Genomic DNA, 23,603 nt, shown 5'->3' with positions numbered 1-23,603 from the left:
TACATTGCCAGTCGGTTTTAGCAGACCGAGAGCGTATAGCGCATCAAAAAAGTAATTTTTTGGTGGCGAACTCGTTCGTCCCCCATTCGTAGCGGTAGGACGGAAGGGGGACGCCTTGTGCGTGCTGGTTCTATATGCCCAGTCTGCTAACCCTCTTTCGTTCTGCCACCATAATCATTTAGCAGTGATTGGCAGAAATTTTATGCATATAGGATTTCATTCATGCCTAATTTTTCTAAATTGGCCTACGCCAAACTCTCTCTATTCATACCGTTTAAACAGTCTTTAAAACGGTTTAACCGACTTTAGGTTTTCTACGCCTTAAGAATCGTTACGACTAAAAAATCATAGCAACAATAAAACCCGAGATAGTTTAGGGCACATTTTGTGCTGCTTTTGCATGCCTGTTTTTAGCACTCATTTTAAGAGTGACGGCATTTCTATCTCATTTATATACAACAAAAAATTATTTAAACGGTATTCCTATGCCAAATTTAGAATCTTCATTTAGAGCACTCAGAGTGCTTCACACCGCAAAAGACTTATTTAATCAATATGGCTTTCATAAGGTCGGTGTTGACCGAATTATTGTGGAAGCCAAAGTTGCCAAAGCTACTTTTTACAACGACTTTCATTCAAAAGCACGACTCATCGAAATGTGTCTCACTTTTCAAAAAGACGCGCTAAAAGACAAGGTATTTTCAATTTCTAATTCTTATCGTGAACAAATGGTGCTCGATAAACTCAAGGAGATTTATTTTCTACATGTCGACTTAAACGGCTTTTATCATTTACCTTTCAAGGCAATTTTTGAAATTGAAAAGCTCTATCCTGTTGCCTATAAAGTCGTGGTTGATTATAGAAACTGGTTTGTTGGCGAAATTCATAAGTTGCTTTTAACCTTAAAAATGACGGCTTCAATCCAAGATGCTTACATGTTTTTATTTATGATTGATGGGGCAATGGTTCAGCTTTTAGGTGAAAATGGGGTAGATGAGAGCGCACGGCTGTTGGATTATTTCTTTTTAAACTTTGCCTAATTGTTAAAACTTAAATAGAAAAAAGCCTCTTATTAAGGAGGCTTTTTCTTTGAAAGAAAATAGGTTCTTAGCTTAATGTCGCAGGTTTTTCAGAATGGGCCATTTGTTCAAAATGTTGAACCGCAGGTGAACGAGCCATATAAGCCAAAGCCTGCTCAGTGTCACCTTCATGAATTGGATTAAATTTTGGAGAAACCCATCTTAAAGTCGCTTTCCATAAATATTTAATGGTCGGTAGGTTGTCTGAGCGAGTAGCCGTTTTTTCAAATTCACGAATGAAATTAAAGAAGCCACGACGCATCAATTTTTGAATGTCTTCGTGCTCTAAATCCTGCTTGCCTAGACTACGTGCAAAATCAGCAAGGAAGTAAATAAACAGCGGGAAAATAGCGGCCATAATGACTTGGCGCGACACATAAAAACCCAACTTGTTTGTTAAAAGGTGCTGAAATAAATCGTAAGCAACACAGCGATGTTCAACTTCTTCGGCAAGGTGCCAACGGAATAAATCTGCCATTGCAGGGTCGGCGCTATCCCAAGACTTACTATCAAGTGTCCACTGACCAATAGTTCCCGTAAAGTGCTCAATTGCAGCAATAACACCTACTCGGAAAAGTAACCAATATTCTTCAAGTTTTTTGCCTTTCACAAGCGGCAGACCAAAAGGTTTATCGCCCAATAAAATATTAAAAACAAAATGGGCACGGTTGAGTGGATCTTGAATGTCATAGCCATTTTCACGTAAGAAGTCTTGAGCTTTTTCATGGGCACGTGCATGCGCTGCTTCTTGGCGGACAAAGCCTACTACTTCTTGTTTTAATGTTTCATCGGTAATGTAGGGAAGGGTTTTATTAAACACTCGGCAGAACCAAAACTCGCCAGCTGGCAAAAGCATATTGATACCATTTGCTACATGTGAGCATAACGGATCATTCGGCATCCAGCAGACAGATGACTCCGCGAAATCAAAATATACTTTTCGAGCTTTAAGCTGATGATTCCCTGTGATCATATACGTCACCCTATTCATAATTATTCATTTAATGCGAATGCACAATTTTTAGCATTAAGTAAAATCGATCACCATGTGCTTAAGGGACAAAAACATCTTACAAAAGGCTTATAGAGATAAAAAAGGTCTAAGTGAGAGGTTTGGTCAATAAAAAAGGCTCCTTTATTAAAAGGAGCCTTCATTTTTATAATCTAGGCTTTAAATTCTTTAAGCCTATTCATTTTTATAAGCTAAAACTTTTTATTATAAAGCTTACGGTAAGTAACTCGCCGTGCTTAAAAGCCTAGATCGCTTGCCATTGATCTTTAACTTCTTCTGAATTTTTATTGAGTATGACTTGGTTTTCGTTCACTTCCCCAATCCACGCAGTAGGAATGAGATGATGTTGACCACTTTCGTCTCGAGTCAACTTTAATTGATTTTCACCATCGAGATGGTCGACTGTTCCTACTTTAGTACCGCAAGAAGCAATAACATCTGCGTGTTTTTGAATGTCAGTAATATTTAAAGTATTCATTTTAGACCTCTTCTTTGAAAATAGAAAAATGGTAGAAACTAAATTACTTTAAATAATGAGCTAAATGTTGAATTTTTAATAAACCTTACAGGATCGGTTTATAAACTCACTTAATGAATATATTTGAGTAACAATGAAATAATTGGATATAAATCTAATAATAATTATCTTTTTATTACAATTAATGTGTTTATTTAAACAGAAGTATTTAGATATGGTTAAATCAAGTCTTATAAATAATTATTTGCAATGAATATTAAAATACCTATAAATATGACGATATTGAGCATCTTGAGTGAATTTGAATCTGCCTTAGCTGAAGATAAAAGTAAGCTTCGTATAGATTTACTCTCTCAATTGGTAAATTTAGCCAAAAATTTACCTTATCCAGCTTCGGGCCAAACCTATCAACGTTGGCAACTTTTTGCTCAGATTGCTGGGTCAGATTTAAGTTTGGCTAAACTATTTGAGTCTCATTGTGATGCCTTAAGTATTTTAAATGAATTGGGCTATCAAGAAGAAATAGATGACCAGATTTGGGCGGTTTGGGCAGCAGACGGTGGACCAGCTCCATTGCAAATAAAAGATAATCTTTGTAATGGCATAAAACCGTGGTGCTCCGGTGCGGAGTTTATTCAAAAAGCCTTAATGAGTTATAAAGACCAGCAAGGCCAAGCACAGCTTTGTATTGTTAACTTAGAACATCCTTCAATTACTACCGATTTGAGCCACTGGCATGCAGTCGGGATGCACGCCACGCAGACAGCTAGAGTCACTTTTGAAAATAAGACTGTTCAACTGATAGGTCATCCAAACAGTTATTTAGAACGCCCAGGGTTTTGGCATGGTGCGGCTGGAGTCGCTGCTTGTTGGTACGGTGCCGCTGTGCGTTTAGCCAGCTTTTTGCAGGAAAGTTGTCAGGCAAATCCTAACCCTTTTAAGAAATTGTACTTAGGAGAGTTAGCTCAGCAATTAGCGATCACCAAGCAATATTTTCAATACATTGCTGAACTGATTGATCATCAACCATTGCTGAGTCATGAGCGGGAAATACGGATATTACGTGCCCAAACAGAACAATGCTGTCTGAGTGTGATTGAACGGGTAGGGAAAGCCTTAGGTGCTCGACCTTTTTGTGAAGATGCGACTTTCGCTCAGCTCATGGCTGACTTGCCTGTGTTTATCAGACAAAGTCATGCCGCTTTTGACTATGAACAAATTGCAGAACTCTGTTTATCGGAGCAAAGCTTATGGGAACTTTAAAACATCCTTTAGTTGAAGACCGCGTTATTTTTGGTGAAGGTACGTCCAAAGAGCAATGGTTAAAGGCATTTAAAGAACATCCTTTAGCGTCTTTAAATCTTGAGTTATTTCACTCTAAAAGGGTGGTGATTGTTGCTCCACATCCTGATGATGAGGTGCTCGGTTGCGGCGGCTTAATGCAGCAACTCATCGCGCTGAATTGTAAGATTTTAATTTTAGCTGTGACTAACGGCACACAAAGCCATCCTAACTCGACAAAATATCCTCCAGATCAGCTCAATGTTCTTCGCCCGAAAGAAAGTTTAGCTGCCTTAGATTGTTTAGGGGTAGCAGAGTCAACCGAACGGGCAGAGCTTAATTTGTTAGATGGTCAGATCCATTTTCAAACCCATCAACTTTGGCAGAGTTTAGAGCAGACCGTGCAAGCTGACGATATTCTGATTTGTAGTTATACACTTGATGGTCACCCAGACCATGAAGCAGTAGGTAAAACAGTGCAAGCTTATGCAAACGCTAAGCAATTACTATGTTTACACGTATTAATATGGGCTTGGCATTGGGCAAAGCCTTTAGACCCACGAATTGATTGGCAGCGCGCAAAAGCGTTCCACTTAACCGAAGAACAATTAACTAAAAAACATCAAGCAATTTTGCAGTTTAAAACCCAACTTGAAGCAGATGAAACCACGGGTAATACTGCGGTTCTCTCTCCAAGTGCAATTAAACGTCTTTTAATGCCTTATGAGGTGTATTTGAGTGATTCATTCTCGCATGTACTTTGAAGATTTATATCGTCATAACAGTGATCCATGGGGCTATGACTCACATTGGTATGAAGCCCGTAAAAGGCAAATTTGTCTCGCGCTGCTCACAAGACCTCGTTACCCAAAAGTGTTAGAAGTGGGCTGTTCAAATGGACATTTAAGTATTCATTTAGCCCAAAGAGCCGAGCAATTAGTGTGTATAGATGTCTCTGAGTGTGCTGTCCGCTTAGCTTCCGAGCGCCTACAACAATTTGAGCATGTTGTTGTTGAGAATAGAAAAATACCTGAAGACTACTCAATTCAAAAATTCGACCTAATTTTAATTAGTGAGATGGCCTATTACTTGTCGGCAAACGAATTGCATCAGTTTATTGAAAAGTTAAAGCATAGTTTAAATGATGACGGTGAAATTCTGTGTTGCCATTGGCGTCATGAAATTCAAGATTTTGAATTAAACGCAGAACAAGTCCATCAAGCTTTTCAGCAACATTTCCCATTTCATCATTATCTAAGCTTGAACGACCCAGATTTTATGATAGATGTTTGGACGGCGAACACTTCCTCTTTAGCGCAGCAGGAAAAACTAAGATGAAAATAGGTATCGTCATTCCAGTACATAATGAAGAGCAATATCTATCTTCCTGCCTGCAATCGATTCAGGTTGCCATAGATAATATTAGCGGTTATGACGTAGAGGTTATTGTTGTACTTGATAACTGTACAGATCAGTCGCGACTCATTGCACAAAGCCATCAAATCAATTGGATTGAGTGTGGTTATGCTTGTGTGGGGCAAGCACGAGATTTAGGTATTCGTCATTTAATTGGGCGCGGTGTAACATGGATTGCGTGTACGGATGCAGACACGGTGGTCAGTCCTGATTGGCTGCGCTATCAAATAGAGCATCAACCAACAGATGCAATTTGCGGTACGGTGACCCTAGATGACTTGAGCCATCTATCGATATCCAAACGGCAGAAATACTTGGCACATTATAAAGATCAGATGGATCATGCACATATTCATGGGGCAAATTTAAGTTTTAGTGCGGAAGTCTATGTTTTAGTTGGTGGCTTTGAGCCTATTTCATGTCATGAAGATGTATCTTTAATCAAAAAATTTATAAAGCATTGTTGCAATATTACTTGGAGTAATCTGGTTAGAGTGACAACGAGTAGTCGGTTAAATGGACGAGCACCTCAGGGTTTATCTTACTTTTTAAATAACCTCTAATGACTCACAACATTACTTCTCCCAATATCGAAATATTCTTTAAATTTTTAGGATCATATTTAATTTTGATGATGCTACCGATTTTATATTGATCGTGATTTTGTTTAGCAATAAGCACCTTTAAATTTTCAGTCATGATTTGGCCTTGTTCAGCTTGGAATTTTAATTTTATGTGACATAAGGGGCGATATTGAACTTTGACGAGAGAGTCCTGAAAATACACAACTTCGGCAGAAGTAATGATTCCTCGTTTATAAATAAAAAATTTATGAACCAGACTTTTAAGAAAAAAGGTCCAAACAATATAGATAAAGAATAAGCTGAACCAGACCACTCCAATAAAAGTCAAAAAGTCAGAAAATTTCACTCACTAAAACCAGAATTACCCGTTTAATACATTATTTTAAATGAACCGATTCATTCGATCTACGTTATATAAACGATCTAAAAAATAAGTAGCTAAGACATCATAGTTAAGCGTCAAAAATAATGAGATTCGTAATTAAATTTGCGCAGGGTATATAACTTAGTTGTTGTATTTATGACTACATATGTAAACAAGTCTTATTATCAAATGCTTTAACCCTTAAAATTCTAGAAAATAAAGTTTTAAGGGGTATGAGTTTGGATTTTTTAAATTTTTTTCGTGATATTCGGGTTGAACTAAGCCACTATCCTTGGCTAGAAATGTTTGTTTCACTCACGATTTTGATTTTATTTGCAGCAATAGCCAATTTTATTGCTAAACGCATTATTGTTCGGGGCGTTCGTCACTTAGTCACAAAGTTCAAATCACCCAATCAATCTATTTTTGCCCAACATAGTGTCATAAAGAAATTTGCAAATATTGTTCCAGCTGTTGTGATTATGAATGGTATTGCAACAGTTCCTCATCTAACGCCGAAGTTTATTACTTTTGTCGAAATGGGGGCGCAAGCATTTATTTTTCTTACACTCGCGCTTACAGTTAGCGAACTGTTAAATATCTTTAACCTCATTTATCAGCGTAATCCAAAATCTAGAAACAAACCAATTAAAGGTTACTTACAACTTGTTAAATTAATTTTATTTGTTGTGTGTGGCCTTATGATTTTGGGCACATTCCTTAAAAAAGATGTGTTCACTTTACTCGCAGGTTTTGGTGCGATGGCAGCAGTATTAATGCTGGTTTTCCAAAACACGATTTTGTCTTTGGTTGCCAGTGTACAAATTGCATCTTATGACATGGTTCGTATTGGTGACTGGATTGAGATGCCTTCACTGAATGCGGATGGTGATGTGATCGATATTTCACTACATACAGTGACTGTTCAAAATTTTGATAAAACTTACACCACCATTCCAACCAATAAGCTCGTTACCGATACTTTTAAAAACTGGCGAGGCATGAGCAATTCAGGTTGCCGTCGTATGAAGCGTTCACTCTTTCTCGATCAAAGTAGTGTTCATTTTATGACTGATGAAGAGCAACAAAAGCTCAAAGAATTTTTATTATTAGATCAATATCTTGATGCAAAGAATTCTGAAATTGAAGAATTCAATAAACATTTAAGCAATCAATCTCGTTATAACAAACGCCGTTTAACCAATATCGGTACATTTAGAGCCTATGTTGAATTTTATTTGCGCCAACATAAGGGGATTGCTCAAAATCAAACGATTATGGTTCGTCAATTACAGCCGACTAGCCAAGGGTTGCCATTAGAAATTTATGCATTTAGCAATACAACTGCATGGGTTTCCTATGAAGCAATTCAGTCCGATATTTTTGACCATTTAATTGCGATTCTTCCCGAATTTGGTTTACGTGTTTACCAAGCGCCTTCGGGTCATGATTTGCAAAGATTAACGACAGAAATTCATCCAAGTTAAGATTTAATCTGTAAATAACAGGTCTTAAACTACTTTGAAAAAGCGCCCATATGGGGGCTTTTTTTTAATATTGAACTCGAATTCTTCACTGTAGATTATCCAGCAAACCAAATGTTCTGATGATCACACATAGGACTCAAATGTCTAATGCGTAAGTTGTCTTGCTCAAAATCACCACCCCCTCCAGTAATATCTAATTCACTGCCTAGGGAGATGTGCTTGCCTTTATAACTCAAAGATTCTTTTTCAGAATCCCACTGAGCTGTGTGTTCTGGAAAGATAATGAGTATATCGTTCACATAAAGACACTCTTGTTTTAGCTGCAATATTCCTTTTAAGCGTGCTGATGCAGAAACGCCATTAAACTGATAAACAGGGAGTTTTACAGCGCTTGTATTTTCGCTCGCTTCTTGTCGCTGACATCCTGTAAGGAGTACCAACAGAACTGTGCAAATCAATTTATTATTAATACCCAATTTTATTCCTTTAGGGACTTCCATATATTTTTGATAGTAATGGACTAACGTTGCATATCAACATTTAGGTTGTTAGAGAAGATTTCGTCTTATTATATTTTACTAATTTATATATTGTTATCTTTTTCGTCTGTGTTTGGAGGCAAGATATGACGTGTCATCCACCAAAATAATAGCGCCAACAGACTCACACCTGCACCTAGAGCACACACACCAAGCCATCCAGCATAGGCGTAAGTAGCGGTTGTACTGATCGCACCCAGTCCACTACCAATTGCATAAAATAGCATGTAGAGCCCAACAAGCCGGCTATGCGCTTCTGGACGAGTACGAAAAATCATACTCTGATTGGTCACATGTAAAGCTTGTCCGCCCAAGTCTAGCAATACTATGCCAATCATCAGTGCCCAGAGTGAGTATGCCATGAGTGAAAGTGGACCCCAAGCGAGCAGTAATATTACGAGTGCTGCTAAGCTTGTACGCTGAGCATATCCGCGGTCGGCCCAATAACCCGCACGTGCGGCAGCCAGAGCACCAACGACTCCAACAAGACCAAAAGATCCAATAATCGTATGTGAAAAACTATAAGGTGGCTCACTCAATGGCAATACCAGTGCACTCCAAAAAATATTGAATGCCGCGAACATGAGTAAAGCTAAGACACCGCGCACTTGAAGTACTTTTTCTTGGTGTAGCAGTTTTAACATAGAAGCCAGAAGCTGCGGATAGCGCATTAAAACGGGCTGAACGTTTAAATGAGGAAGTCGTCTCCAGAGTGGTAAAGCAATCATGAGCATGATGATTGCTGCACAAAAGTAAACGCCACGCCAACCCGCTACATCACTGATTCCTCCTGAAAACACTCGGGCAAGCAGTAAACCAATGAATACACCACTTTGTGCAGTGCCGACCACATGTCCTTGTTCATCTGGGAGAGCAGCACTCGCAGCATAAGCAATAAGCCCTTGTGTCATGGCTGTACCCAGTAAACCCACTGCAAGCATTCCTGCCAAAAGAACAACAACAGAATGAGCAAATGCAATAACTAGCAATGCAGATACCAAAGCCAGTAACTGTATAGCCATTAATCTACGCCGATTTACAAGATCACCCAACGGCACCAGAAACACGAGGGCCAGCGCACAACCAATTTGCGTGGCTGTAACTACACCACCGATGGCGGCATGACTAATGCTAAAGTCCGTAGCCAATATGTCGAGCAAGGGCTGTGCATAATAGACATTTGCTACGCTTGCACCACTTGCAATAGCAAACAGCAATATGACGCCACGAGGCATGCTCGAAAGCGGTCTATTGTTTTCTGTGGGTGAAGTTGAAGATGCAAGAGAGGCTTTCATAATCCTAAATCCATTCAATCTGGTTTTAAAATGAAACTAGTTGAATATTAGATTGACTAGTTTTAAAATGCAACTAGATATTTTATTCCTGATTATTTTTAAGGAAACCTGATGGCGAACACTACATCTTTGAAAGAAGAACCTTGTCCTGTTGCGCGCTGTGTCAATCTCATAGGAGATCGGTGGTCACTTCTGATTGTGCGTGATGCTTTTGATGGAATGCGCCGTTTTGGAGATTTTCAGCGCAGCTTAGGAGTTGCGCGAAATATTCTGTCTGATCGACTGAAAAAGTTAGTTGATGCAGACGTTCTTGAAATGCAAGATGCTTCGGATGGTACGGCCTATCAAGAGTATGTGTTGACAGCTAAAGGGGAGAGTTTGTTTCCAGTGGTTGTGGCTCTACGACAATGGGGAGAGCAGAACCTATTTGAAAGTGGTGAGCGCCATTCTCTGTTAATTGATAAAAATACAGGTCAGCAAATTCCATTCATGGCGCCAGTCGCGGCAGATGGAACAGTGCTGAGAGCTTTTAATACTCAAGTGCAAAAGGTGAAATAAAAGAAGAGGAAACAAAAATAACCTTTTTTAACTTAAATTGGGGCAGATTAGTTGGTACCCTTGCGCGTCAAATTAAGGTGAGATTATGAGATTTATATTCCTCTTTATCAGCGCAATTTCTATTCCATGTTATGCAGCGTCAGAAGCAATGCAGCTTCATTACTGCGAAACTGTTAAAAAAGCAGCAAGTGGCGTGATGGATGCTAGACAACATGAGGTGCCAGCTAAAGAGTTACACGATATCGCTGATCACCTTGAAGAGGAACAAGCCAAACAAATTTATCAAGAGCTTATCAAATCTGCATATTCTTCAAAATTATTTGAAGACCCTCTCATTAAATCAAAAGCTGTCGAGAATTTTCAAACCACATGGCATGAACAATGTTTGGCAAAAGAATTAGCTAAAAATATTTGAGGTGTAGTGGGGAAATGTCGAAATCGATTATTAACCCATGAAAACTTAATGAAACTAGGACTTCTATTCCATAAATCTGATGATTTAAGAAAAGTTAGACAGTTTGCTGAGAAGTACAAAGCTTAAGCTGGGTTGTATAGAGGACATGTTATTGAAAGAGGCGCATAAGAAGGCTCGGAAAAACTAAACGGCACCTTGTGTCGTTTATTTTTATTAACCTATTGAACAAAAAATTAATAATGTTAAATTACAGCAAATGATAAAATAAAGCGTAAGCGATATTTTACAAGTTTTGGAAAATATAAAGATATGGGCACTTTAAATTTTAGTATCAACATGTTGGAGTGGGCTGCAAACAATATTGGTTTGAGCTTAAGCGATGTTGTAACTAAAATTTCTGAAGCTGAGCGAACACAAAAAAAATTAATGGAAGGTAATTTTTCTATTAAACAGGCTGAAGAATTTGCTGAATTAACCAAAGTTCCATTTGGTGCACTTTTTTTAAATGTTCCACCTGAGAATTTGTATAAGCCAAGCATTCCAGATTTACGGCAAAGTCAAAATGCACTCCCTTTAAGTGAGAGCTTTTATGAAGTTCTAGAAGATGTTAAAACCAAACAGCAGTGGTTTATTGAATTTCTAAAAGAGAATGATGCCCAAAAATTAGAATTTGTAGGCAAGTATAATAAAAAAAGAGATGCTGATATTATTGCTAAAGATATTAGAATACATATTGGCTTGCCCTATGATTTAAATACTAAAAAAAGCAAGGAAGAATATCTAAAAAATCTTATCTCTAAATGTGAAGATATTGGGATATTAATTTTTAAAAATAGTATGGTAAAAAATGCAACCAAGAAGCCTTTAAATACTGACGAGTTTCGTGGATTTGTATTAGTAGATGAATATGCTCCAGCAATTTTTTTGAATGCTCAAGATATGCCTGCTGCTATGATATTTACATTAGCTCATGAATTAGCACATATTTGGTTAGGCGAATCTGGGGTAGATGATTTAGATATATATGGAAATGATCCAAATGAAGTTCTATGTAATAAAATTGCCGCAGAAGTATTAATAACAAAATCCGAATTTATTGATGCATGGGATAGACATAAAGGAGACTTATATTATATTGCACAAGAATTTTGTGTAAGTAAATTAATGGTAGCTAGACTTGCATTAACACATCGTTTTTTAGAAGCTTATGAGTATAAAAAAATACAAAAGGAAGAATTCGAAGCATTTAAAAATATACCTAAAAAAGATGGTAGCCCTAGTTTTGTAAATTTAATACCAGGTAGAAATAGTTACCTTTTAACAAAAACTGTGGTAAATCAGGCTTTATCTGGTAAATTATTATTAAGAGATGCTGGTAAATTGTTAAATGCTAGCCCTCAAAATATTATGAAAATAGGTGGCGTTATTTAATGCATACAAAGTACCTGCTTGATACAAATATTTTTATTCAATCTTTTAATCTTTCATATCATCCATCATTTTGTAATGGATTTTGGGATTGGCTGGTTGGAGGGTTTAATGCAGATAAATTTTATAGTATTGATAAAGTCTATAATGAAATGATCAAACCCACATCATCTCAAGATGAATTATCTCAATTACTGAGAAGTCAAAGCATTCCTCAAGAAATGTTTGTTGAAAGTCTTGCTGATCCTAAAGTGACTACTGAATATGGGAAATTGATGTCATGGGCTTTTTCGAATACACATTTTTTACCCAAAGCAAAAAATGAATTTGCAAGGCCAGATAGTGCAGATGCTCATTTAATAGCAACAGCAATGGCATATAACTATGTAATTGTAACAGAAGAGCTTTCAAATCCAGCTGCAAAAGCACGGATTCTAATTCCAGATGCTGCTGCAAATTTTGGTATTAGTTGTATTACAATGCCCTCTCTTTTAAGAAGACATGCTCATAATAATTTTACATTGAAATAGCAGATACTAAATTTACTTTTAAAATCACCTCTGAGTGGTTTTCCTTTATGTGACATTTAGTGACAGTAGAAAAGCACCCTAGGGTGCTTTAGCCAATCGATTCACTGCGGCTTGAATAATATCGGGTAAAAGTTCTTTTTTAGGACCTTCACGGTCAGCAATAATATTTACGATATTCTCACTATTTAGAATCCAACAATCACTTGGAATGAATTGGATCTGAGGTTTTCCATCAAAATGATTAATAGTTAAAAACATCCTTTTAAATTGCACCGTTCTTGTAATCACTGCTCTTACAATCTCTTCTTCATTAAATTCTGGGCTGTCGGGTGTTACTCCTCCTAACCGAGTGATCTCTCTATGTAAGCTCCAGTAGTGGTCTATGATTTTATTGCAGATTTCTGATTCTATTAAATCAAAAGAAGAGGGGTTATCAGTTTGGATAGATACCTCATTTTTTTCTGTTGAGTATGATGTGGGTGCACCACACTTAGGACATGCATAAGCAAGATTGCTAAATTTTTTCTTACATTCTTTACAATTAATTAAGGCCATTTTTTCTTTCTATAAAGTGGTTCTAGAACCTATAAATTTACTTTGAAATAGTTTCAGATTAATTTTCTTGGTTATGTCAGAATAATTTTAAATATTAGTTATTAAGATCCATTCGATAAGAAACAGTCGGGCGTAGCTGATTTTTTCTAATTCAGAACCAATAAAAAAACCACCTAATTCTTTCGAACTAGGTGGTTTTTAAATTTTGGAGCGGGAAATGAGGCTGGAACTTATAGTCTCAACGTTGGTAAGGTTGTAATAAATTATAAATAACAATGGGTTGTGATTTAATGGTGCCGAATAAGTTTTTACAATTAAAGCGGAGATAATGAGCGATTTGATGAGTAACTTGTTTAACCATGACGCCATAAAAGAAAAAGTGCATTCCAATTTATGAAATGCACTTTTATAAAGTGCTAAATTATCCAGCAAGCCAAATACTTTTATGATCACATGAAGCGCTTAAGTTTTTAACTCGCTTACTATCTCTTTCAAACTGGCCAAAACCACCAACTAAATCTAATTCTTCACCTAAGGCAACTTTTTTATCATTAAAAGTTAAAATTTGATTCTTAGAGTCCCATTCTGCATATCCTTCAGGGAAAATTATTAGAATATCATTTACATATAGACATTCTTGTTTTAGCTGTAACGGTCCCCTTAATCGTGCAGAGGCGAAAACGCCATTAGATTGATAAATAGGAAGCTTTACTGAGGCTAGCTGATCGTTTTTTTCTTGCTTATCGGATACTTGCTGCTGACATGCAGCAAGTAGTCCAGTACAAGCAATCAATAACAATATCTTATTGATATACAAGTTGAGCTCCTAAATCAGCCAAATAATCTACACTAGTATAAATGACTGTATTTGTTATTGTTTTACCTGTATCTTTCCAAGAACAGGCAGACTGAATACCAAAAGCAACATTTAAAGCGAACCAAGGTCCGCCACTATCACCACCAACACAACGTAAAGTGCCTAAGCCAGTTGTATGATTAGTTCCAGCTCCACTTTGAGTATTTGAAACGACTACAAAAGTATTCCCACCTGGATGATGATTCGCACCAGTAATTGATATTACTTCACCACAGCTTTGCATCAATGCTGGATTTGTTGGTGAAGTTTGTCCAAGGTGACAAACATAAGATCCTTTAACTGTTCCACTTTTTACTGCAGTACTTGTTCGATTTCGCTTACCTGTTAAAGCTCGAGCTGGTGATGTGGCATCAGCATAAAACTCTGGTACAGCTTGTTGAGCGGTAGTTGTACCTGCCTTCATAAATGCTAGGTCCATAGTTGTATCGTCACGATACATACCTGCTACTGGTGAAATAGCATATTGAGTTCCATCTTTATCTTTATAATTTAAAGGAACATTTGGATCTATACAGTGGCCTGCAGTTATAACACCGAGTTCACCAGTTGAGATCCTCTTTGCAGTAAAACCAGTCATACAGTAGTTTCCACCTGAATTCGTTACTAACCAAGATCCACCACGTGATTTTGTCGGTAGAATACCGGTAGGAATTTCAGATAAGTCTACTTTGACGTTGAGTAGTCTTTCGAGAGCTTGTTTATCAACTTGTTTTAGAGATTTCACATAGACTAATGCATTTCCTGTTTGCTCATTATCTAAAATCATCTCAACTGTAGGGTACGCCTTTTTAACAGCAGCAAATGATTTATTAAGATGATTTACTCGTTGTTGCTTAGTATTTGAAGCTCCTTGTATAAGGGTAATAGGGGCACTTACACCGCGCTCAATAGCTCTATATGCAGATTCCACTTCAGTTTCAGTTAAATTTGCCAGCTTTCTAACTTGAATACGTTCTTGAGAATTTTTGTTTTTTAAAAGTTTAACTGATGTATCTGGTTTTCTTTCTAATTTAAAAGCTTGTTGAGAATTATTATTTCCAACAACTTTAACTTTTAATCCAAAGTCAGGTCCATTATCAAAATATAGGCCAGAAATAACATTTTTATATTTATCGCTTAAACCTGCTACTTGATTATCAGTGCCATGCATAATGAGTAATCTGCGCATAGCTTCGTCTAATGTGACTCCATAAGATGCTGCATAGTGTTTTGCATCAAATGCTAATGTCTCAGCGACATTCATTACAGGTTTTTGTTGATTTGTATTGCTATCTGCTGCAAATACACTAGTCGAAGCAAATGCAATAAATAAAGTGGTTGAAAGGGTTTTTAGTTTAAATTTCTTGTATTTAGATGACATTTTTATCTCACAATGGAATTAATTATGAGTCTAAAAACTAACATATAGTTTTTTTATAAAATATTAAAGCGTGTAACTAAATATTTTATCAAGTGGTAAATATTTAGAATTAGATTGCTAAATATTTAATATAAATATAAAAATAAATTCATTATAAAATTGTAAATAAACTAATTTATAGGCGGTTTTTACATTGAATAACTTTATTGAAAACATTGTTTTTAAAAATGTGATTTTATTTAATTGTACTTGGGTTTTTGTTGGAATATATTTTTATAAGAAGTAATAAAGGGGCAGAAGCCCATATTAATTTTTTCTTCTCGACTGCCTTTGAATATTCAAGTTTTCAAGGATAGGCATAGCTTCATTCGGATCGTAAAGATGCTTACCGTCTTTTCCTTTGTTGAAAGAATGCAGCCCGTCAAATTTGATTAAAGATAATTATAAGAAGGGATGGGAGTAATCTAACTTTTTTAGCGAACTAATAGACAATAAAAAAACCACCTAATTCTTTCGAATTAAGTGGTTTTTAAATTTTGGAGCGGGAAACGAGACTCGAACTCGCGACCCCAACCTTGGCAAGGTTGTAATAAATATTAAATAACAAGAGGTTATATTTTGATGGTGCCGAAGTGGTGTCGAATAATTTATTACAAATTTTATAGGGCTTCGGTTATTATTTTAGCAAAATTTTAAAGACTGCTTAACTAAAAATGCAAAAATACTTTTTTTACTGTCTATCACTCATTTTAATTTTTCTTATTTGTTTAGGTGTATCCATCCAAGTTAAGGAATTTTATAAAATTGAGGGCGATTATCTTTCCTCTTTTTCAACTCTTATTGCTGCTCTAGTTGCATTTGTACTTTATAAGGATTGGCGAGAAGAGTACGTGCTGAACTTGTATGTTGAATCTCAAAAAAATATTAATTTGTTATTTAAAGATGTAATTGAAACTTCTCGTCATATGAATGACTATTTAAAAAAAATAATTAAATCAGATGAAGATATATTTGATTTTGATAAATATAATGACAATATTATGATGTTTATTGAGAATGCTGAATTACTCTTATTGGAAATTGATAATCAAAAAATGCTGTTTAAAAAACTTCAAAAGAAAATCAAATTAAATAATGACTTATATATTTTTTTAAACGTAATTGATTTAAAAATCATGAAAAGAATAAATGCTATTGGTGAGAATAGAACAGGAACAGCAAAAGAGATGTGTGAGTACGTAATCGCATCCTTTGAGCCCTCTAATGAAAAGCCCTTCGTAAATGAGTTATACGAATATAGATATATGCTTCGGAAGTGTAATGAAGAGGTTGTTTCTAAATATCTTGATAAGTAAAAAGCGCATAATGCGCTTTTAATTTTTACGTCTCGACTGCCGTTGCTGCCTTTGTCTATTTAAGTTTTCAAGGATAGGAATAACTTCATTTGGATCGTAAAGATGCTTGCCATCAGTCCCTTTATTGAATGGACGAAGCTCATCAATAATCAATTTACGAGACAGGCTATAGCGCTCCATTAACCACGCTGCAGTAACACGGTTTGGTATTTCCTCGGCTTTCATTTCGATGACTTTCCCAACATTAGGAATGATTTCATGAATGAATACCTGAGGTGGTTTTTCTGCTTCAACAACGACTATATATTTTCCCATACCTTTACCTATCTAATTACCCCTAAATACTGCAATGTTCTCAAGAGTGACCGCAGAGGGTCAGCAATACAGTCACTCATGTAGAACATCGCAGCTCTAAAATTGTTTTTACTTTCTCCAAGTCGCTTCTTTAAATTTAGCCTCATCCACTAAGTTATCGATTTGAGACGGGTTTACATTGTCGTAGTAATGGTTCATCAGATTGCCGAACACAATGAGTGTTCGGGCAGTAGAGGAGTATCGGAAGCTCATTAGGCAATCTCTCCTTTAGCAAGCTTTTCAATTTCAACTTGAACTGCTGGTAGTTTCGCCACTTCTATTTGCATGAGTGAATCTATTCCTAAGTATTCACACACAGTTTTAACGTTTAATCCACGTTCATCTATAAATGCTTGTAAATGATCACGTTGCTTATCATTAATGCCATTAAACTCTGGTGGACTAATCCATGAGTTCCTTTCTTTGTCGTACTGACAGTTCAAGGCTTTAGCACGCATTAACATTGTTTGACGCATGTTCTGGTAATACATGTGTTCTTTATCAAGTGATTCAGTTAATTGATTCAGATCACCTGCATGTTCAGCTTCTTCACAGCTTTGTTTCCAGTTTTCTAGCTCTTCTTGAGCTTTAGCTGCCGCAAGTTGTGCAGGTGTTAAAGTATTGATATGGTTCTTAGCTTGGGTGATTAGATCAGCTAAGAAAGTTGGATTAGCTTTTAGATCTGGAACCCATACTTCACCAGCTTCACCGCCTAAAGCACCCGAGTTTTTTGCATGATGGGTAGGGGAAGGTTTGAAGCTAATTACACGGGCATTCTTACCTTCGCCTGTAGTAACAGTTGTTAGATATCCCATGATGTCGGCAATACGGTAAAGCTCATTACGGTTTTTACCGCCTAGATCTGGACGATAAATAATTTGATCACCGTTTTGATCTTCAGAAGCATGAGCTATAAAAACAACATCTTTGCCAAGGCTTATCAAAGTATTGATGTATTGCTTGAACGTTTGATTCGCTAAACCTTGAGCCTTTAACTTTAAAGAGCCATCTTTTTGACGGTTATTAGCAGTTAGCAACAAGTGGGTTTTAATACATTCAAGCATTGCGCCCACGGTATCAATGATTACAGTTTTATAAGGTGCTAAGTCTTGAGGAGTCAGGTTTGCTACATCACTCCATTGTTGAACCTGTACAACCGCACCGCGACGTAATTCACCAGTACGGTGAGCACCACGGTCAAAGTCAAATGAAATTGCTTTTTCTGCAGTAAAGCCCATGGATGATTTACCCAATCCTGGATCGGCGTATAGATACACAATAATTGCTTGAACTAATAAAGTTTGCTCAGCAGTAATAATAGGTAAAGCCATTTTTCTTATCCTTATCTTGAACCCGTAAAGCCGCGCTTCTTTTTATAAGCTTTGCGGTCATTTGATGGTATGTGTGAGCCAGCTAAATCCTTAGCAAGTTGCTTTGAGCGCTGGAAGCTAATCTCATTCATTAAGGATGCGTAAACCTTAGGGCGCTTTGCCTTAAACTCTTCGACATTTAAAGGAGTCTTCACTTCACCTTTTACCGTATACAGCACACTGCCGTTTGCATTAGCTGCATACACAGTCCAGCCGATACGGACAGAGTAAAGACCTGTTAAGCGGTCATGGCCGATATAGGCTTTAACACCATCTGGATGTGGTTTGAATTGAGCATTCATGATTAGCCTCCCATCATCCAAGATGCAGCGGCTACAGCAATCACCCAAAGGATGAATGAAAGGGTAATGAATATAAGGAAGTCGATGACATTCGCTTTAATAATAGCGAAACGAGAAGGGCGCTGTTCTTCAACAGTAGGGTGTTGATATAGGCGTGAAGTCGTTTGACTAGGAATAGGGTTTTGTTTCATACTTACCTCGCGTTATGCAAAAGCACCCATGAGTTCGAAGGCAGGGGTGCTTTTTTGTTTTAATGAGAATAATATGAACTATTGGTTCAATTTGGTCAAGAACTATTGGTTCTTTTTTTGTTTTCCTATAATTTAAAAATTATGTACTATTGGGTTTTAAATTTTTTATACAAAACATAATGCATTGTTTTATCTGCAGTTTTTAATAAAATAAAATTAGATAAATTTCTTTTTTTTCAATTATTTAAATGTATGAATTTATTTTGATTAATGGTATATTTAGATTGTATAACTGCAGTATTTTTCTATGAATCAATTTTCAAGCCACAATAAGACATTACGTGATCTTATCGAACATGAGAGTTTTAACTTTAATAATCATGTTGTAAATCTCGATTCGATAGATTTAGTGTTAAGAGAGTGCTTATCAATAGAAGAAATGAGAGAAGCTGGTAGCTTTTTTACAGGCCAAAATCTAGCAACTGTAGTTATTAAAACTTTATCTAATGCTATAACTTTTGATTCAATAGTTTTTGACCCGACTTGCGGTGCTGGAAATTTATTAATTGAATGTTCAAGAAGTTTGGGCGTTGAGGAAACACTCTCTCAAACCTTAGCTAAATGGGGTAAGGTTTTGTGGGGATATGATCTTTATGATTCATTCATTGAGTCAACAAAACTACGATTAATTATTGAAGCTTTAAGTCGTGGGGTGGTAAAAGATTGTACACTTGATGATGCTTTAGGTATGTTTCCAAATATTATTGTAAGAGATATTTGGGCTGCAAAAAAAGATGATTTAGTGAGCGTCACACATGCTGTTATAAACCCACCTTTTACATTGATAAAATCACCTAATAAGTTTTATTGGAACGCAGGTAAAATTAATGCTGCTGGTATTCTTTTTGATCACTTTCTAAGAATTTTACCAATTAACTGTTGTTTTAGTGCTATTTTACCTGATGTATTAAGATCTGGAAGTCGATACTCTAAGTTTAGAGAATTCTGTTCATTAAAAAGTTATGCAGAAACTAAAATTATAGGTCGTTTTAATAACAAAACCGATGTTGATGTATTTTTACTTTATGGTCGTGTAGTTGAAGAAAGTGATCAACAAATATTTTGGTATCAACCGTTTAAAAATTCAATACAACTATATGAAAAATATGATGTTTGTGTTGGGCCATTAGTAGCGTATAGAGATCCAGAAATTGGCAATGAGTATTTATATATTCATTCTAAAAATGTACCAGCATGGGAAACAATTTCAAAAATCAGTGAGAAGAGGAAGTTTAAAGGAAGAGTAATATCATCACCGTTTATAGTAGTAAAAAGAACGTCTAGTCCAAATGATAAGAATAGAGCAGTTGCAACAATTATAAATGTAAAAGATCTTGTTGCTGTTGAAAATCATTTAATAATTATTAAACCCAAAAGTGGAAGATTAAGCGAATGTAAGAAATTACTGAAAATACTAAAAAGTAATGGAACTAATAATTTTCTAAACGAAAGAATTAGACTTCGCCATTTAACAGTAGAAGCTTTAAAAAGTATCCCAATAAAAATAACTCCCTAGGCGGGAGTTATTTTTAAGTACTCTTTATTATCAACGGCTGTTCTTATCGCATTCTGGAAAGATTGAATCATAGTTAATAATTCACTTTCTATTTCAGCATACGTGTCTTCAATTTCTTGTGAACTGATAATATCTCCATGAGCGATTGCATTTCTGCATCGAAGGAGTTTAGAGTCTATAAAGTGTTCTTTTAATTCATATAGTTTTGCATCTAATCCAAGTTGGTCTAAAATATTTGATACAACTGGATATTTTAAATTAGATCCTGTATCAACAATCTCTTGCTCATTAATAGAAAAATTTATACTATTTGAAGCTTTAAAATACTCATGAAGTTTTTTTTGTGAAGAAAATTTTTTAATCGAGAATCCGCTACTAAACTCATTTGTAAGACTCAATAATAAAAAATTTTCCTTCATTTGCCCGTATTTTAAACCTAAACAATTTAAGTAATTTAAATATACTAAAGCACAATGCTTTATATGACCCTCCCAGTGAGAATATAATAAGGTAATGGCTGCTCTAAGGAGTATTTTTTTTTCATGATCCCTTGCCTCTAAAATCATAAACTTAATTGTTGTAAATTCACGCTTTCTCCAAGCAATATCATGATCAATACTCTTATCTAACTCATAAGTAGTACGAATTTTCATGAAAATACTTCCCTGCCTAGTGAGATCATTGTAAATGTTCTATCTAAAGGTCTGCTTCTACGAGCCAAGGTATCAATAAAAGTGGTAGTAGAAGTCAATTCTTTAGATTTTAGTCTAATAATATCAATTATTTGATCATCATTTAAATTGCCATTTTCAACTAATATTGAAACACCATAAGTTATTGCTTCAAAAACTGGAAGGGATAAAGGACCTTCATATCTATTTTTAATATGGTGGTATTTTCTAAATGCTTGATCATCTAGTGCTTTATCAATAAGTTCAAATGTTCTTAAAAAAATTGTTTTCTCAAAATCATAATCATAATCATTCTGAGGATTAAAAATTCTAGTCATTTCAGCATTTAAATAAGGCGCTACGTCATTGTTAGCTTTTCGAATATCATCATTATTATTTCTTAAAATAAAAAAACGTAATGCTAATTCTTGAGAGTAGCATTCTTCCTTTTGTTTTTCAGATATTGATATTGAATTTTCAAAATGGGTATTTATCGAAAGATCTTTAAGCCAAAAAAATACATCCTTATTCAACATAAGAAGAATACAGTTACGAACTTCCTGTTCAGTTAACCTTGTTCCACCAGTATTTAATCTTTGGAATAATTCAAATTTAGTATCATCATCGCTTTCACGTTTTATGATTTTTACATCTATTTTCTCTCGTTTGAAAATTCTTTTAATTTCAATATCTATTTCATTATCAGGGTCATCAGGGTTATCCCAAAGTTTATTTTCTAACGCAGGTAAGTACTTCGTTTTCTGTAATTGAAGAGAGGGTAAAGTTTTCCCTTCATCATCTTTGAGTTTTCCTAAAAAAGAAAGAATTGTCGAAATACGTTGAAGACCATCAACAACATCCCAAACACCATCTTTACGTTGTGCGACGAAAATTGAAGGCAAAGGAATACCTAATAGTATAGACTCTATTAATTTACTTTTTTGATCATTTGACCATCGATAGACTCGTTGAAATTCAGGATGAATATCTAATTCTTGGTCATCATATAAATTTACCAACTCTCCAATTGACATCGGGTAGGAGTCAGTATGAACTTGCATACGTGCAGTATCTATTTGCTCTTGTAGTAAAGACATTTCTTTAACCTTTATTAAGTTTTAATTTAAAATTATACATCTCGATATAAACCAACTACTTTGCCAACCAGTTTACAACCTTCGTGTAGATTCATGATTTTTTCACGCCACTTTGGGTTTAAAGGTTCTAAATACATACCATCATTTTCAATTACTAATTTTTTAAAGGTTGCTTCTTTTTCACCATCACATGAAACAATTACCAAATCTCCAGTTTTTAAATCACTTACGGGAATGTCTGGATTAACATAAATTCTATCATTCGGTTCAAATTTGGGTGACATTGATTCTCCGCGTACAATCAATCCATATCCGTTCTTACCGCACTTAGGGTTGGGTGGTAACCACTCATGAAATTCTGTGCCAATCGGAACCGATTCAATAGTTGTCCATGTTCCCGCCTCAACCCAAGATATAACAGGAATTAACTGACCTAAAACGTTAATTTTTTCTTTTATATCAACATTATTATCTAAATTTATACTTACATTATCATTATCTGAATTATTAGTCATCAAGCCAAAACCTGATAATAACCACTCAGAATTAACTTTTAAAAATTGAGCTATTAAAGGAATTTTTGAGGTTTCAGGAATCGCATCACCATTAAGCCATTTCCCTGCACCTTTATCAGAAATGTTAAATTCCTTGCTTAATACACGAGCTCTGCCTCTAAGAGGGTAAGAAGCTTTATCCATTGCTTTATGAAGTCGTTTGGCAAACTCTTGCTTAACTAAATCGGTTTGTGAAGTCATAGCATCACCTTTGTGAACCATTGGTTCAATAATAAATGTTATTGAAAGAACTATCAGTTCCTGTTAAAGTTGAACCAATAGTTCATTATTGGGTTGGATATGAGCAATATAAAAGAAGTTATTAATGATGCTGGTGGAGTCTGTGTAGTTGCATTTGCTGTCCAATTAAGTGAAAGGTCTATTTATAAATGGATTGAAAAGAACTGTTTACCTCGTTCTGAGTACACAGGTGAAAGCAATTATTCAAATTCGATAGCACAGTTATGTAAGAAATTTTCAGAGCAAGAAATTCTGAAGATTGGAAATCCTGCTAAGGCAAAAAATATAGAGCGTAGGAACGAAGTAATCCCTACATGATTTTTATCAAGTAAGGGAGCTGCTCTTTTCATGAGAACCGATGAAATGAATGAAGCAAGAGAATTGGGCTTTCTAGGTGGAAAGCTCGATAACCCTGTAACGGTCAAATTTAATGATTTGACTGATGAATCAATCGAAGGTGTGGCCAATGCCAGCGACATGACTAAAGCAGACTGGATACGAGAAGCTTGCATAGAAAAACTCTTGGTGGAGAGACGCAAGTTCAATCGTATGCGAAAGGTATGGGGTCATCCTAAGGAAACAAGAGATGCCAGAGGATGTCATGAGAATACACAGTCAAATTTAGAGCATTAAAA

The 23,603-nt window shown here is 35.7% G+C and carries 30 protein-coding genes; 14 read left to right on the top strand and 16 right to left on the bottom strand.

Features of this window, described 5'->3' with window-relative positions; genetic code table 11:
* The first annotated feature begins 485 nt into the window (after positions 1–485).
* Entirely contained in the window at positions 486–1,040 is a 555-nt protein-coding gene (locus tag MKL38_RS16280; protein ID WP_270903798.1) for a TetR/AcrR family transcriptional regulator, read from the top strand.
* 67 nt (positions 1,041–1,107) lie between these two features.
* On the opposite strand, the gene MKL38_RS16275 is transcribed toward MKL38_RS16280, so the two are convergent.
* Both MKL38_RS16275 and MKL38_RS16265 read right to left on the bottom strand, forming a co-directional pair.
* Complete coding sequence (locus MKL38_RS16275; protein ID WP_270903797.1) at positions 1,108–2,052, bottom strand: metal-dependent hydrolase; 945 nt, start codon at positions 2,050–2,052, stop codon at positions 1,108–1,110.
* 283 nt (positions 2,053–2,335) lie between these two features.
* On the bottom strand, positions 2,336–2,569 hold the full coding sequence (locus MKL38_RS16265) for a DUF2171 domain-containing protein (RefSeq protein WP_003650805.1): 234 nt from the start codon (positions 2,567–2,569) through the stop codon (positions 2,336–2,338).
* Positions 2,570–2,818: 249 nt separating this feature from the next.
* Here MKL38_RS16265 and MKL38_RS16260 point away from each other — a divergent pair, with 249 nt between their 5' ends.
* From MKL38_RS16260 to MKL38_RS16245, 4 genes are read left to right on the top strand one after another with little or no spacing between them, the layout of a single operon-like run.
* The gene (locus MKL38_RS16260) at positions 2,819–3,832 is read left to right on the top strand and encodes an acyl-CoA dehydrogenase (protein WP_270903796.1); all 1,014 of its coding nucleotides are present in this window, start codon (positions 2,819–2,821) and stop codon (positions 3,830–3,832) included.
* Positions 3,820–4,614, top strand: coding sequence for a PIG-L deacetylase family protein (locus tag MKL38_RS16255; protein WP_270903795.1), 795 nt, complete (start codon positions 3,820–3,822; stop codon positions 4,612–4,614). The genes MKL38_RS16260 and MKL38_RS16255 overlap by 13 nt, the downstream gene beginning before the upstream one ends.
* The gene (locus MKL38_RS16250) at positions 4,589–5,188 is read left to right on the top strand and encodes a class I SAM-dependent methyltransferase (protein WP_270903794.1); all 600 of its coding nucleotides are present in this window, start codon (positions 4,589–4,591) and stop codon (positions 5,186–5,188) included. Before MKL38_RS16255 ends, MKL38_RS16250 begins: the two co-directional genes overlap by 26 nt.
* Entirely contained in the window at positions 5,185–5,829 is a 645-nt protein-coding gene (locus tag MKL38_RS16245; RefSeq protein WP_270903793.1) for a glycosyltransferase, read from the top strand. The genes MKL38_RS16250 and MKL38_RS16245 overlap by 4 nt, the downstream gene beginning before the upstream one ends.
* A 4-nt stretch (positions 5,830–5,833) precedes the next feature.
* On the opposite strand, the gene MKL38_RS16240 is transcribed toward MKL38_RS16245, so the two are convergent.
* A complete protein-coding gene (locus tag MKL38_RS16240) occupies positions 5,834–6,196 on the bottom strand; it encodes a DUF3592 domain-containing protein (RefSeq protein WP_270903792.1) in 363 nt (120 codons plus the stop codon).
* 257 nt (positions 6,197–6,453) lie between these two features.
* Here MKL38_RS16240 and MKL38_RS16235 point away from each other — a divergent pair, with 257 nt between their 5' ends.
* Positions 6,454–7,701 carry a mechanosensitive ion channel family protein gene (locus MKL38_RS16235; RefSeq protein WP_270903876.1) on the top strand — a complete coding sequence of 416 codons (1,248 nt, stop codon included), beginning with the start codon at positions 6,454–6,456 and terminating at the stop codon, positions 7,699–7,701.
* A 95-nt stretch (positions 7,702–7,796) separates the two neighbouring features.
* On the opposite strand, the gene MKL38_RS16230 is transcribed toward MKL38_RS16235, so the two are convergent.
* Together MKL38_RS16230 and MKL38_RS16225 are read right to left on the bottom strand one after the other, a co-directional pair.
* A complete protein-coding gene (locus tag MKL38_RS16230; protein ID WP_270903791.1) occupies positions 7,797–8,201 on the bottom strand; it encodes a hypothetical protein in 405 nt (134 codons plus the stop codon).
* A gap of 83 nt (positions 8,202–8,284) precedes the next feature.
* Positions 8,285–9,535, bottom strand: a complete 1,251-nt coding sequence (locus MKL38_RS16225) for an MFS transporter (protein WP_270903790.1) — start codon at positions 9,533–9,535, stop codon at positions 8,285–8,287.
* 111 nt (positions 9,536–9,646) lie between these two features.
* Here MKL38_RS16225 and MKL38_RS16220 point away from each other — a divergent pair, with 111 nt between their 5' ends.
* The 4 genes from MKL38_RS16220 (at position 9,647) to MKL38_RS16205 (ending at position 12,466) form a co-directional block, all read left to right on the top strand.
* Positions 9,647–10,093 carry a winged helix-turn-helix transcriptional regulator gene (locus MKL38_RS16220; RefSeq protein ID WP_270903789.1) on the top strand — a complete coding sequence of 149 codons (447 nt, stop codon included), beginning with the start codon at positions 9,647–9,649 and terminating at the stop codon, positions 10,091–10,093.
* 85 nt (positions 10,094–10,178) lie between these two features.
* Positions 10,179–10,508 (top strand): hypothetical protein, encoded by a 330-nt coding sequence (locus tag MKL38_RS16215; RefSeq protein WP_270903788.1) that lies wholly within the window; start codon positions 10,179–10,181, stop codon positions 10,506–10,508.
* A 309-nt stretch (positions 10,509–10,817) separates the two neighbouring features.
* Entirely contained in the window at positions 10,818–11,939 is a 1,122-nt protein-coding gene (locus MKL38_RS16210) for an ImmA/IrrE family metallo-endopeptidase (protein ID WP_270903787.1), read from the top strand.
* Positions 11,939–12,466: a DUF4411 family protein gene (locus tag MKL38_RS16205; RefSeq protein WP_270903786.1), complete on the top strand. Its 528-nt coding sequence runs from the start codon at positions 11,939–11,941 to the stop codon at positions 12,464–12,466. The genes MKL38_RS16210 and MKL38_RS16205 overlap by 1 nt, the downstream gene beginning before the upstream one ends.
* A gap of 78 nt (positions 12,467–12,544) precedes the next feature.
* Here MKL38_RS16205 and MKL38_RS16200 read toward each other — a convergent pair whose 3' ends face one another.
* The 3 genes from MKL38_RS16200 to MKL38_RS16190 all read right to left on the bottom strand — a co-directional run bounded on the left by MKL38_RS16200 (position 12,545) and on the right by MKL38_RS16190 (position 15,258).
* On the bottom strand, positions 12,545–13,021 hold the full coding sequence (locus MKL38_RS16200; protein ID WP_270903785.1) for a hypothetical protein: 477 nt from the start codon (positions 13,019–13,021) through the stop codon (positions 12,545–12,547).
* Positions 13,022–13,442: 421 nt separating this feature from the next.
* Complete coding sequence (locus MKL38_RS16195) at positions 13,443–13,838, bottom strand: hypothetical protein (protein WP_442866677.1); 396 nt, start codon at positions 13,836–13,838, stop codon at positions 13,443–13,445.
* Entirely contained in the window at positions 13,825–15,258 is a 1,434-nt protein-coding gene (locus MKL38_RS16190; RefSeq protein WP_270903784.1) for a hypothetical protein, read from the bottom strand. The genes MKL38_RS16195 and MKL38_RS16190 overlap by 14 nt, the downstream gene beginning before the upstream one ends.
* Positions 15,259–15,971: 713 nt before the next feature.
* Between MKL38_RS16190 and MKL38_RS16185 the strand changes: the two genes are divergently transcribed.
* Positions 15,972–16,613, top strand: a complete 642-nt coding sequence (locus tag MKL38_RS16185) for a hypothetical protein (protein WP_270903783.1) — start codon at positions 15,972–15,974, stop codon at positions 16,611–16,613.
* Positions 16,614–16,631: 18 nt separating this feature from the next.
* On the opposite strand, the gene MKL38_RS16180 is transcribed toward MKL38_RS16185, so the two are convergent.
* The 5 genes from MKL38_RS16180 to MKL38_RS16160 all read right to left on the bottom strand — a co-directional run bounded on the left by MKL38_RS16180 (position 16,632) and on the right by MKL38_RS16160 (position 18,830).
* Positions 16,632–16,928 (bottom strand): hypothetical protein, encoded by a 297-nt coding sequence (locus MKL38_RS16180; protein ID WP_081174656.1) that lies wholly within the window; start codon positions 16,926–16,928, stop codon positions 16,632–16,634.
* A 108-nt stretch (positions 16,929–17,036) separates the two neighbouring features.
* Entirely contained in the window at positions 17,037–17,180 is a 144-nt protein-coding gene (locus tag MKL38_RS16175) for a hypothetical protein (protein ID WP_005047320.1), read from the bottom strand.
* Entirely contained in the window at positions 17,180–18,298 is a 1,119-nt protein-coding gene (locus MKL38_RS16170) for an ATP-binding protein (protein ID WP_270903782.1), read from the bottom strand. Before MKL38_RS16170 ends, MKL38_RS16175 begins: the two co-directional genes overlap by 1 nt.
* Before the next feature lie 11 nt (positions 18,299–18,309).
* Positions 18,310–18,639, bottom strand: coding sequence for a hypothetical protein (locus tag MKL38_RS16165; protein WP_270903781.1), 330 nt, complete (start codon positions 18,637–18,639; stop codon positions 18,310–18,312).
* Positions 18,640–18,641: 2 nt separating this feature from the next.
* The gene (locus MKL38_RS16160; protein WP_270903780.1) at positions 18,642–18,830 is read right to left on the bottom strand and encodes a hypothetical protein; all 189 of its coding nucleotides are present in this window, start codon (positions 18,828–18,830) and stop codon (positions 18,642–18,644) included.
* 307 nt (positions 18,831–19,137) lie between these two features.
* On the opposite strand from MKL38_RS16160, the gene MKL38_RS16155 reads away from it, so the two are divergent.
* Positions 19,138–20,406: an N-6 DNA methylase gene (locus tag MKL38_RS16155; RefSeq protein WP_270903779.1), complete on the top strand. Its 1,269-nt coding sequence runs from the start codon at positions 19,138–19,140 to the stop codon at positions 20,404–20,406.
* On the opposite strand, the gene MKL38_RS16150 is transcribed toward MKL38_RS16155, so the two are convergent.
* The 3 genes from MKL38_RS16150 to MKL38_RS16140 are packed head-to-tail and all read right to left on the bottom strand — an operon-like array spanning position 20,403 to position 22,929.
* Complete coding sequence (locus tag MKL38_RS16150) at positions 20,403–21,059, bottom strand: MAE_28990/MAE_18760 family HEPN-like nuclease (protein WP_270903778.1); 657 nt, start codon at positions 21,057–21,059, stop codon at positions 20,403–20,405. The two genes, MKL38_RS16155 and MKL38_RS16150, sit on opposite strands and share 4 nt — an antisense overlap.
* A complete protein-coding gene (locus tag MKL38_RS16145; RefSeq protein ID WP_270903777.1) occupies positions 21,056–22,174 on the bottom strand; it encodes a DUF262 domain-containing protein in 1,119 nt (372 codons plus the stop codon). The genes MKL38_RS16150 and MKL38_RS16145 overlap by 4 nt, the downstream gene beginning before the upstream one ends.
* 32 nt (positions 22,175–22,206) lie before the next feature.
* Positions 22,207–22,929, bottom strand: coding sequence for a LexA family protein (locus MKL38_RS16140; RefSeq protein ID WP_270903776.1), 723 nt, complete (start codon positions 22,927–22,929; stop codon positions 22,207–22,209).
* Between the two features lie 99 nt (positions 22,930–23,028).
* Here MKL38_RS16140 and MKL38_RS16135 point away from each other — a divergent pair, with 99 nt between their 5' ends.
* Complete coding sequence (locus tag MKL38_RS16135; RefSeq protein ID WP_270903775.1) at positions 23,029–23,286, top strand: hypothetical protein; 258 nt, start codon at positions 23,029–23,031, stop codon at positions 23,284–23,286.
* A 30-nt stretch (positions 23,287–23,316) separates the two neighbouring features.
* Entirely contained in the window at positions 23,317–23,601 is a 285-nt protein-coding gene (locus tag MKL38_RS16130; RefSeq protein WP_086378012.1) for a hypothetical protein, read from the top strand.
* Positions 23,602–23,603 lie beyond the last annotated feature (2 nt).

It is taken from the genome of Acinetobacter sp. AOR14_HL, assembly GCF_027855175.1.
Taxonomy (GTDB): Bacteria; Pseudomonadota; Gammaproteobacteria; order Pseudomonadales; family Moraxellaceae; genus Acinetobacter; species Acinetobacter calcoaceticus.
Note: the sequence above shows the minus strand (reverse complement) of the source record. Positions and strands in the feature narration are given on the sequence as shown.

Coding starts and splice junctions, on each gene's coding strand:
- MKL38_RS16280 (WP_270903798.1), top strand. CDS start 486: ATGCCAAATTTAGAATCTTCATTTAGAGCACTCAGAGTGCTTCACACC.
- MKL38_RS16265 (WP_003650805.1), bottom strand. CDS start 2,569: ATGAATACTTTAAATATTACTGACATTCAAAAACACGCAGATGTTATT.
- MKL38_RS16130 (WP_086378012.1), top strand. CDS start 23,317: ATGAGAACCGATGAAATGAATGAAGCAAGAGAATTGGGCTTTCTAGGT.
- MKL38_RS16155 (WP_270903779.1), top strand. CDS start 19,138: ATGAATCAATTTTCAAGCCACAATAAGACATTACGTGATCTTATCGAA.
- MKL38_RS16200 (WP_270903785.1), bottom strand. CDS start 13,021: ATGGCCTTAATTAATTGTAAAGAATGTAAGAAAAAATTTAGCAATCTT.
- MKL38_RS16150 (WP_270903778.1), bottom strand. CDS start 21,059: ATGAAAATTCGTACTACTTATGAGTTAGATAAGAGTATTGATCATGAT.
- MKL38_RS16275 (WP_270903797.1), bottom strand. CDS start 2,052: ATGATCACAGGGAATCATCAGCTTAAAGCTCGAAAAGTATATTTTGAT.
- MKL38_RS16225 (WP_270903790.1), bottom strand. CDS start 9,535: ATGAAAGCCTCTCTTGCATCTTCAACTTCACCCACAGAAAACAATAGA.
- MKL38_RS16145 (WP_270903777.1), bottom strand. CDS start 22,174: ATGTCTTTACTACAAGAGCAAATAGATACTGCACGTATGCAAGTTCAT.
- MKL38_RS16170 (WP_270903782.1), bottom strand. CDS start 18,298: ATGGCTTTACCTATTATTACTGCTGAGCAAACTTTATTAGTTCAAGCA.
- MKL38_RS16185 (WP_270903783.1), top strand. CDS start 15,972: ATGCAAAAATACTTTTTTTACTGTCTATCACTCATTTTAATTTTTCTT.
- MKL38_RS16190 (WP_270903784.1), bottom strand. CDS start 15,258: ATGTCATCTAAATACAAGAAATTTAAACTAAAAACCCTTTCAACCACT.
- MKL38_RS16230 (WP_270903791.1), bottom strand. CDS start 8,201: ATGGAAGTCCCTAAAGGAATAAAATTGGGTATTAATAATAAATTGATT.
- MKL38_RS16220 (WP_270903789.1), top strand. CDS start 9,647: ATGGCGAACACTACATCTTTGAAAGAAGAACCTTGTCCTGTTGCGCGC.
- MKL38_RS16255 (WP_270903795.1), top strand. CDS start 3,820: ATGGGAACTTTAAAACATCCTTTAGTTGAAGACCGCGTTATTTTTGGT.
- MKL38_RS16260 (WP_270903796.1), top strand. CDS start 2,819: ATGAATATTAAAATACCTATAAATATGACGATATTGAGCATCTTGAGT.
- MKL38_RS16210 (WP_270903787.1), top strand. CDS start 10,818: ATGGGCACTTTAAATTTTAGTATCAACATGTTGGAGTGGGCTGCAAAC.
- MKL38_RS16205 (WP_270903786.1), top strand. CDS start 11,939: ATGCATACAAAGTACCTGCTTGATACAAATATTTTTATTCAATCTTTT.
- MKL38_RS16165 (WP_270903781.1), bottom strand. CDS start 18,639: ATGAATGCTCAATTCAAACCACATCCAGATGGTGTTAAAGCCTATATC.
- MKL38_RS16135 (WP_270903775.1), top strand. CDS start 23,029: ATGAGCAATATAAAAGAAGTTATTAATGATGCTGGTGGAGTCTGTGTA.
- MKL38_RS16140 (WP_270903776.1), bottom strand. CDS start 22,929: ATGACTTCACAAACCGATTTAGTTAAGCAAGAGTTTGCCAAACGACTT.
- MKL38_RS16180 (WP_081174656.1), bottom strand. CDS start 16,928: ATGGGAAAATATATAGTCGTTGTTGAAGCAGAAAAACCACCTCAGGTA.
- MKL38_RS16175 (WP_005047320.1), bottom strand. CDS start 17,180: ATGAGCTTCCGATACTCCTCTACTGCCCGAACACTCATTGTGTTCGGC.
- MKL38_RS16215 (WP_270903788.1), top strand. CDS start 10,179: ATGAGATTTATATTCCTCTTTATCAGCGCAATTTCTATTCCATGTTAT.
- MKL38_RS16245 (WP_270903793.1), top strand. CDS start 5,185: ATGAAAATAGGTATCGTCATTCCAGTACATAATGAAGAGCAATATCTA.
- MKL38_RS16160 (WP_270903780.1), bottom strand. CDS start 18,830: ATGAAACAAAACCCTATTCCTAGTCAAACGACTTCACGCCTATATCAA.